The following is a 7,443-nucleotide window of genomic DNA, read 5'->3' as shown; positions in this document are numbered from 1 at the left end:
CCGGGCGGCGGCGCCGGCTGACCGGCCCGATCGCGGCGGCGGCCGGGGCGCTGGCGGTCGTGTTCCTCGCCGCGCTCGTGTCGTGGTGGCTGGCCGCGCTGGTGATGGTGCTGCTCATCGCGGCGGCACCCGGCGTGGTGCGCGAACGCCAGCGGCTGTTCCGCCGCCACGAGGTGCACACGAACGGCCCGACCGCGGCGACCTCGGCGTGGGCGGAGCTGCTCGCCGAGTCGACCGACCGGGGCGCGGAGGCCAACGACACCGAGACCGTCCGCGTGGCCGCCCGGCGCCTGGCCACCGAGCACGAGCTGGACGACGAGGGCAAGCACGCCCTGCGCACGGTGGTCAGCGAGGTGGAGCGCTCCTGGTACGGCGGCAACACCGTGCCGGACCCGAAGCTGGGCACGGCGTTCGACACGCTGATCGCGGGCATGCGGCGCACGGCTCCGTTGGGCTGGCGGGAAAAGCTCCTCCCCCGCTCTATCCTGCGGCGAGGTCGGTGAACAACGCGCGGCCCGGCCTGGCGGCGTGCGCGCAGCACATCACGCCGACGTCCTGTGTGGACGCCGCGGACGGTAGGTCGACCGCGCCCACCTCGTGCCAGGAGCCGGCCAGGCCGACCGCGCCGGTGAAGCGGGTGCCCTCGCGGGTCAGGCGCAGCCGAGCCGGGTACGGGGTCGGGTCCAGCTCCAGGCGGGCCACCGAGTCGAGCGTGCCGTCGCCGTCGGCGTCGGCCAGGAGCAGGAAACCGTTGGCGGGCTTGGCGACCAGCGCCACGTAGCCCACCGACGAGCCGGGCGCCCGCAGGTCGTTGCGGAACGCCAGGCCGGTGCGCGCGTTGGGGTCCGTCGCGTCCTGCGACACCAGCGTCACCTCCGCGACCGTCGCCGGGCCACCCGCGCCCGGGTGCAGGATCGCCCCGTACTCGTCGATGCCGGTCCACATGTCCCGGCCCGCCGCCACGATCGCGAGCTGCGCACCCCGCTGCCCGAAGGTCGCCGCCGTGGACGCGGCCGTCAGCAGGGGCGCGGCGACCGGCTCGGCGACCCGCACGGTCCGCGACGCCGCGAACGACACCGGCTCGCCCACGACTCCGCCCACGACATAGCCGGCCCCGGCCGACAGCACGTCCTCGCCGAGCAGCTCGGGCGGCGTCACCGCGGTGACCGACCACTGCGCCGCGAACACCTCGCCGGCCGGCAGCGTCGGCGTGCCGACCGGCCCGACCGAGGCGGCGGACCAGCCCGGCGGGACGGTCAGCGACAGCGCCACGTCGGTCACCTCGACGCCCTCGGTGTTGGTCACCGCGACGGTCACCGGGAACGGTGTGCCGGCCGGAGGTGAGTCCGGCGCGTCGACGGTCACCGGGCACTCGCCCGGCGGCCAGGTCAGCACCATCCCGTCGGCCAGCAGCCCGCGACGCAGCGCCGGATAGTCGACGTCCTGCACCGCCACACCGTCCGCGAGCGCGAGGTCGGCCGCGTGCGCGGCGGCCTGGCCCAGCAGCATGAACACCGGCTCCATCCGCACCGAGCCGAACGCGATGTGCGAGGCCGACAGCGCCACCGGCACCACGAGGTTCGGGCACTCGCCACGCCTGGGCACGATAGCCCGGTAGGAGATGCCGTACGGCCCCGCCGGCCCGACCTGCACGTCACCCTCGTTGCGGGCGGCGTCACCGGAACCGCCGTCGACCACCACGCGCGCGCAGTTGTGCGAGTCCAGGTTGTACGACGCGAGCCCGACCGGGTCCGGTGCGGTGCGCGCCCACCGGCAGTCGTGCTCGGTCACCACGTAGTCGGCGACCATCCGCCGGGCCTCGCGGACGTACAGCTCGTGCGGCCAGCCGCCGGTCTCGGCGAACTCGTCGGCCGGCAGCCCCCACGCGCTCACCTCGGCACGGATCTCCGCGGGCACGGACGGGTCGTTGGCGAGGAAGTACAGCAGGCCCTGCTGGTAGCGCACGTGATCGGCGAAGATCTCCTCACGGGTGCGGTAGCTCCCGCGCGGCCAGCCGTAGTTGCGGCCGATGTTGTCGGTCGACACGGCGCCGTTGTTGTTGAGGTCGGTCTTGCCGCCCGGCATCGGCGTGTTCAGCCGCAGCGCGTCCCACACGCCCGCCGCGAGGTAGCGGCGCAGCAGCTCGTAGCGCGCCGGGTCGTAGCCGGGCGGGCGCGGGAACGGCAGGCGGTCGGCCGCCTTCGTCAGGCACACGCGGAAGTTGAACGCCTGGATCCGGTGGTCGCCCGACCCCGGGACGCCCGGCTCGTCGGGCTGGACACCGGGCAGCAGCCCACTCGCCGGATCACCCGGTACCCGGTACGGGTCGATCGTGCGCTGGAACTGGTGGCCGGTGCGGAACTGCACGCCGCCCCGGGTCTCGCCGTAGGCCGCGTTGCCCTCGCGGCCGACCGTGTGGCTCACCCCGGCGGCGGCCATCAGGTCACCCTCGTAGCTCGCGTCGACGTACCCGGCCGCCCGGAACACCTTGCCGTTCTCCGTGCGCAGTGCGGTGATCCGGGCGCCGTTACGGTCCACTTCGGACAGTCGGTGCTCGCGGTAGACCGGGATCGACTCCTGCGCCACCCACGCGTCGAACACGGCCTCGGCCACGTGCGGCTCGAACCCGAAGGCCTCGGGTGTGCCGTAGTGCGCGCCCACCCGCCGGTAGAACTCCCGGGACAGGCCGCCGATCGCGTCGATCCGCCCGGTGTCGGTGGCGCCGAGCCCGGAGGAGGTCAGCCCACCGAGATGCCGGCCGAACGCGACCAGCACGACCGACCGCCCGGCCCGCGCGGCCCGCACGGCCGCGGTGACCCCGGCGGACGTCCCGCCGTAGACGCAGATGTCGCTGTGCACCTCACCCGGCGAGTGGGGCACCGGGTACCAGTAGTGCGGGCCGGATGGTCGCTCGCCGGTCACACCGCCGGTCACCCGGTCGCTCACACCGCGGGGTAGCGGCTGTAGTCCGGGAAGTTGCCGTACAGCAGCTCGTCCTCCGGCCCCTGGGTCACCGCGTGCACCAGGTGCACGCCGCCGACGAAGGCGCCCTTCCACGAGCCGCCGCGACCGCCGAACGGCTCCTCGCGGTCACCGCGCGAGCGTGGCTTGTTCACGCCGACCTTGAACGCCTGCACGTGCTCGGCCAGGTCGCCGGCGAGCTCCGGGTCATCGCAGGCGATGCTCGCCACCAGCGCGCCGTTCGAGGCGTTCATCTGCGCCAGCAGCTCCGCCTTGGTGTCCACCACGACGATGGTGTCCACCGGGCCGAACGGCTCCTCGTGCATGAGCCGGCTCGCGCCGGGTGGGGCGAGCAGCGTGGTGGGCGCGACGTAGGCCGACGTGTCCTGGCCCGGCAGGAACCGGCCCTGGTCGAGCGAGCCGCGGTAGAGCGGCACCGCGCCGTGGTGCAGTGCCTCGTCGACCCGCTTGCGCAGGTCTGTCGCCTTGGCCGCGGAGATCATCGGGCCGAAGTCCAGCACCGGCGGCTCGGACTGCTTCGCACCGGTCTTGCCGTCCGCGTCCACCGCCAGCGGATGCCCGAACCGGATCGCCTGCACCACCGGCAGGTAGGTCGCCAGGAACGCGTCGACGAGGCGGCGCTGGACCACGAACCGCGGGTAGGCCGTGCAGCGCTGCTTGGCGTACTCGAAGCCCTTCCGCAGGTGCGCCGACAGGCCCGCCCAGTCGGAGAACTCCCAGATGCCCCAACAGTTCAGGCCCTCCTGCTCGAGCATGTGCCGCTTGCCCGTGTCGACGAGCTGGGCGGCCACCTTGCCGCCGTTGTCCCGGCCGCCGACGAACGCGAGCGCGCCGAGCTCCATCGAGCGCACCAGCGCGCCGGAGAGCTTCGAGCCGTCGCCGGAGAGCAGCGTGACCGGCAGGCCGGCGTCGTTCATCAGCGCGTGCGCCACGGTCAGGCAGACCGCGCCACCCTGGGTCGGCGTCTTGGCGATCACCGCGTTGCCGGCGAGCAGCTGCACCAGCTCGGCGTGCACCAGCACCGACATCGGGTAGTTCCAGCTCGCGATGTTGCTCACCGGGCCGGACAGTGGCGACCGCTCGAACGGCCGGCCGTGCGCGTCGGTGGCGAGCATCTGGTCGATGTTCTCCACGTACCAGCGCACGCCGTCGAGCGCCCGGTCGACGTCGGCGCACGCGAGCTTCCACGGCTTGCCGATCTCCCAGGCGAGCAGCAGGGCCAGGTCGTCGCGGACCTCGGACATCGCGTCGACCGCGGCACTCACCCGCGCCTTGCGGTCGGCCAGCGGAACCTCCGCCCACTGCCGGTGCTGCTGGTGGGCGGCCGCGACGGCCTTGAGCGCGACCGGCTCGTCTACTTTGGACAGCTGACCGATGCCGGTCTGGTCCACCGGGGTGATCATCGGGGAGCGTTCGCCCGCGTCCTGCCAGCGTCCTTCGTACAGGTTGCGCAGGCGGTCACCGGTGAATCCGGCCGGCGCCACCTTGGCGATCCGCTCGGCCAACCTCGTCCACTGTGCATGCTCGGGAATCCGCAGCCCCACGGCAAACCTCCATCAAAGGTGACGGGTGCCGTTCTGATGCTGCCGCACCGAACACGGGAAACACTCGTGATGCGGTCGATGTCACGCACGAGTGACCGCCGGGTGCCAGGCATGGCGCCCGACGATCGCGGGTGGGCGCCGGCGGTTACGGCTCCCCGTCGAACCGCTTGCGGAAGCGGTCCTCCATCCGCTGCGAGAACGAGCTGCGGCGTGCCTTCGCGGACCCGCCGCCTTCGTCCTCCCCGGCGTCCTCCTCGCCCTCGCCGCCGCCTTGTCGAAGGGCGGAGAGCGTGAGCAGCGCGCCGACGAACATGACCAGGAAGCCGAGCAAACTGACCACCGGGACGCCGCCAGGCTTGAGCGGCAGGATCACTCCCAGCACCAGAAGTGCGACACCCAGTACGAACAGCGCGATGCCCTGCAGGCGTCGGCGCCGGGACGGACGGCGCAGGCGCGCACCCCGCACCGTGGATGCGAACTTGGGATCCTCGGCGTAAAGCGCACGCTCAATCTGGTCGAGCAGTCGCTGCTCGTGCTCGGAGAGTGGCATTCGTTCCTCCTCCGGCACAGCGGTCGCGAGCGCCGGGCGATCACGGTCTTTGGCCGCCGGACCCGGCGGGCGCCCCGCTCCGGGGGCGTCACCCTCCAGGATACGAGCCCCGAGCCCTCGCGACTACCCGATCCGGAATCATGGTCCTATGCGCCAGCAAAACCCGGTCGCTCACAAGTCTGCCATCAGCCCGCCCGAGCCCGCGCAGGTGGGCTGAATGGATCCCGAGCGAGCCCTGCGGCAGATCGCGTTCCTGCTGGAGCGCGGGGGCGAGCCCACCCACAAGGTCCAGGCCTTCCGGCGTGCCGCCGCCGTCGTGGCGGGCCTGGCCGAAGGCGAGCTGGCGAGGCGGCTGACGGCCGGCACGCTCACCGACCTGCCCGGCATCGGGCGCACCACCGCCGCCGTCATCACCGAGGCCGCGCGCGGCGAGACGCCGGCCTACCTCGACCGGCTGCTCGCCCTGGGCATCGAGCCGGTCGCCGGCGGTGAGACGCTGCGGGCCGAGCTGCGCGGGGACTGCCACACCCACTCGGACTGGTCCGACGGAGGCAGCCCCATCCGGGAGATGGCCGAGACCGCCATGCTCCTCGGGCACGACTGGATGGTCCTGACCGACCACTCCCCCCGGCTGACCGTCGCGAACGGGCTGTCCTCCGAGCGGCTGTGGCGCCAGCTGGACGTGGTCGAGGAGCTCAACCGCGAGCTCGCCCCGTTCCGGATCCTGACCGGCATCGAGGTCGACATCCTCGACGACGGCGGGCTGGACCAGACCCCGGAGCTGCTCGCCCGCCTGGACGTGGTGGTCGCGAGCGTGCACTCGAAGCTGCGGACGGCCAAGCCGGAGATGACCAAGCGGATGCTCGCGGCGATCGAGAACCCGCACACCGACATCCTCGGCCACTGCACGGGCCGGAAGGTGAAGGGCCGCGGGCGGCCGGAGTCGGAGTTCGACGCCGCCGAGGTGTTCGCCGCCTGCCGCGACCAGAACGTGGCCGTGGAGATCAACTCCCGGCCGGACCGGCTGGACCCGCCACGCCGGCTGGTGGAGCTCGCGCTGGAGACCGGCTGCATGTTCTCCGTCGACAGCGACGCGCACGCGCCGGGCCAGCTGGACTGGCTGCCCTACGGCTGCGAGCGTGCCGAGGAGTGCTCCGTGCCGCCGGAGCGGGTGATCAACACGAAGACCGCCGACGAGCTGCTCGACTGGATCCCATGAGGGCGGCGGACGACCTCGCGGACGCGGTGGCCACGGTCGCCGCCGCGGCGCGGATCGCCGTGCTGTCCGGCGCGGGCATCTCCACCGAGTCCGGCATCCCCGACTTCCGCGGACCCGACGGGCTGTGGACGACGAACCCCCGCAGCGAGCGGCTGTCGAACCTGCAGGCCTACGTCGCGGACCCCGACGTGCGGCGGCGGTCCTGGCAGGCACGGCTCGCGCATCCAGCGTGGCAGGCGGAGCCGAACGCCGCACACCGGGCGCTCGTGACGCTCGAGGAGACCGGCCGGCTGCACGCGATCCTCACGCAGAACATCGACGGGCTGCACCAGCGGGCCGGCTCCAGCCCGTCGCTCGTCGTGGAGCTGCACGGCTCCATGTTCGAGACGGTCTGCCTGACCTGTGGCGACCGGCTGCCGATGCGCGAGGCGCTCGACCGGGTCGAGGCGGGCGAGGTGGATCCGTCGTGCCAGGTGTGCGGCGGGATCCTCAAGTCGGCGACGATCTCGTTCGGCCAGCCGCTGGACACCGGCGTGCTCGCCCGGGCCCGCGAGGCGGCGGTGACGTGCGACCTGATGCTGGTCGTCGGCAGCTCGCTCGCGGTGCACCCGGCCGCCGGGCTGGTCGGGCTCGCCGCGCGGGCGGGCGCGACCGTGGTGATCTGCAACGGCTCGGAGACGCCGTACGACCGGCTCGCCGCGTTCGTGCTCCGCGAACGCCTGGGCATCCTGCTGCCGGAGCTGGTCAGGGGATCGTGAGACCGGCGGAGCGCAGGGCCTCCTCGACCCGCAGGCGCTCCATGTCCCGCTCCACCCCCTCGGGCAGCGTGTCGAGCTCGTGGGAGACGTCGACGGCCTCGCAGGCCTGGCGCAGCAGCTCGTCGTAGGCGGCGCGGGTGGCGACGCGCCGGACCATCGGCGTGCCGTCGGGGCACTGGACGAGCAGGCGGTGCACCCGGCGCAGGTCCGCGGCGAGCTGTTCGATGGGCAGGCTCTTGGCCACGACCCGGCGACGCCGGACACGCTCGCCGATGCCGTCGACGAGCCGCGGCACGCGCACCAGGAACCAGAACACCAGGGTCGGCGCGATCACCGCGAGCGCGAACAGCAGCACGTTCGCGATCGGTGAGGCCATACCCGAAGATTCTA

The 7,443-nt window shown here is 73.2% G+C and carries 6 protein-coding genes and 1 pseudogene; 3 read left to right on the top strand and 4 right to left on the bottom strand.

Annotated features, from left to right (window positions below):
* Positions 1-503: pseudogene (locus ACRDTB_RS25310) on the top strand (transglutaminaseTgpA domain-containing protein); the annotation flags it as partial.
* Here the strand turns inward: ACRDTB_RS25310 and ACRDTB_RS25305 are convergent.
* The 3 genes from ACRDTB_RS25305 to ACRDTB_RS25295 all read right to left on the bottom strand — a co-directional run bounded on the left by ACRDTB_RS25305 (position 481) and on the right by ACRDTB_RS25295 (position 5,076).
* Complete coding sequence (locus tag ACRDTB_RS25305; RefSeq protein WP_431434198.1) at positions 481-2,934, bottom strand: FAD-dependent oxidoreductase; 2,454 nt, start codon at positions 2,932-2,934, stop codon at positions 481-483. The pseudogene ACRDTB_RS25310 and the gene ACRDTB_RS25305 overlap by 23 nt on opposite strands.
* Before the next feature lie 8 nt (positions 2,935-2,942).
* Positions 2,943-4,526, bottom strand: coding sequence for an aldehyde dehydrogenase family protein (locus ACRDTB_RS25300; protein WP_431434196.1), 1,584 nt, complete (start codon positions 4,524-4,526; stop codon positions 2,943-2,945).
* A gap of 145 nt (positions 4,527-4,671) precedes the next feature.
* The gene (locus ACRDTB_RS25295) at positions 4,672-5,076 is read right to left on the bottom strand and encodes a DUF3040 domain-containing protein (protein WP_431434194.1); all 405 of its coding nucleotides are present in this window, start codon (positions 5,074-5,076) and stop codon (positions 4,672-4,674) included.
* A 217-nt stretch (positions 5,077-5,293) separates the two neighbouring features.
* Here ACRDTB_RS25295 and ACRDTB_RS25290 point away from each other — a divergent pair, with 217 nt between their 5' ends.
* Both ACRDTB_RS25290 and ACRDTB_RS25285 read left to right on the top strand, forming a co-directional pair.
* Positions 5,294-6,295: a PHP domain-containing protein gene (locus tag ACRDTB_RS25290; protein WP_431434192.1), complete on the top strand. Its 1,002-nt coding sequence runs from the start codon at positions 5,294-5,296 to the stop codon at positions 6,293-6,295.
* Complete coding sequence (locus ACRDTB_RS25285; RefSeq protein WP_431434191.1) at positions 6,292-7,053, top strand: SIR2 family NAD-dependent protein deacylase; 762 nt, start codon at positions 6,292-6,294, stop codon at positions 7,051-7,053. Before ACRDTB_RS25290 ends, ACRDTB_RS25285 begins: the two co-directional genes overlap by 4 nt.
* On the opposite strand, the gene ACRDTB_RS25280 is transcribed toward ACRDTB_RS25285, so the two are convergent.
* Positions 7,040-7,429, bottom strand: a complete 390-nt coding sequence (locus ACRDTB_RS25280) for a hypothetical protein (protein ID WP_431434189.1) — start codon at positions 7,427-7,429, stop codon at positions 7,040-7,042. The genes ACRDTB_RS25285 and ACRDTB_RS25280 overlap by 14 nt on opposite strands.
* Positions 7,430-7,443 lie beyond the last annotated feature (14 nt).

It is taken from the genome of Actinophytocola sp. (assembly GCF_050699935.1).
GTDB lineage: Bacteria > Actinomycetota > Actinomycetes > Mycobacteriales > Pseudonocardiaceae > Actinophytocola.
Note: the sequence above shows the minus strand (reverse complement) of the source record. Positions and strands in the feature narration are given on the sequence as shown.

Bases quoted from the DNA above. Each gene is read 5' to 3' on its own strand.
- ACRDTB_RS25280 (WP_431434189.1), bottom strand. From the start codon at position 7,429: ATGGCCTCACCGATCGCGAACGTGCTGCTGTTCGCGCTCGCGGTGATC.
- ACRDTB_RS25285 (WP_431434191.1), top strand. From the start codon at position 6,292: ATGAGGGCGGCGGACGACCTCGCGGACGCGGTGGCCACGGTCGCCGCC.
- ACRDTB_RS25290 (WP_431434192.1), top strand. From the start codon at position 5,294: ATGGATCCCGAGCGAGCCCTGCGGCAGATCGCGTTCCTGCTGGAGCGC.
- ACRDTB_RS25295 (WP_431434194.1), bottom strand. From the start codon at position 5,076: ATGCCACTCTCCGAGCACGAGCAGCGACTGCTCGACCAGATTGAGCGT.